Genomic DNA, 605 nt, shown 5'->3' with positions numbered 1-605 from the left:
GGCACGCGCCAATGCACGGTGCAGGAACAGCGGCCTTTCCCCCGCCACCTGCAAGCCGCCCGCCATGACCCAGACCGGGAACCCCAGCGCCAGCGCAGCGTCGAACCCCGCCCGCGTGATCGGCCCCACCGTGCCATCGACGAACAGGATCGTCGCCGCGCCGCGTTGGGGCACCTCGCCCCGCCGCAGCGTGACGTAACGCCCGACCAGCGCCGAAACCGGCAGCGCCTCCAGCGTGGCGCCGCCTTCCGCCATATGCGCCGGCGCGTCGATATGGGTGCCGCATTGCGTGCCCAGCGCCAGCCGCTGCACCGCATAGCCCTGCCCGGCAATGTCGCACCACGGCGCAACGCTGAACGGCGGGTCGGAATAGCCCGGTTCCGCATAAACCGTCAGCGTTTCGTCCATCGGGCGGGTAAGGTCGATCCAGTCCATTGCGAAACGCTAGGCCGCGTCCCTATGATCCGCAACATGGAACCCGATCTGCACCCCCGCCTCGCCGCCGAAATCGCCGCCCGTCGGGGTGACCTGATCGCGCTGACGCAGGATCTGATCCGTATTCCGACGCTGAACCCGCCGGGGCGCCATTACCGGGAGATCTGCGA

1 protein-coding gene is annotated in these 605 nt (G+C 69.3%); it reads right to left on the bottom strand.

Features of this window, described 5'->3' with window-relative positions; translation table 11 throughout:
* On the bottom strand, positions 1-435 hold a 435-nt coding region (locus PKE99_RS39340; protein WP_271215152.1), incomplete at its 3' end, for a cyclase family protein.
* Positions 436-605 lie beyond the last annotated feature (170 nt).

The sequence above is a fragment of the Pseudonocardia halophobica genome, assembly GCF_027922425.1.
GTDB classification, from domain to species: domain Bacteria; phylum Actinomycetota; class Actinomycetes; order Mycobacteriales; family Pseudonocardiaceae; genus Pseudonocardia; species Pseudonocardia halophobica.
Note: the sequence above shows the minus strand (reverse complement) of the source record. Positions and strands in the feature narration are given on the sequence as shown.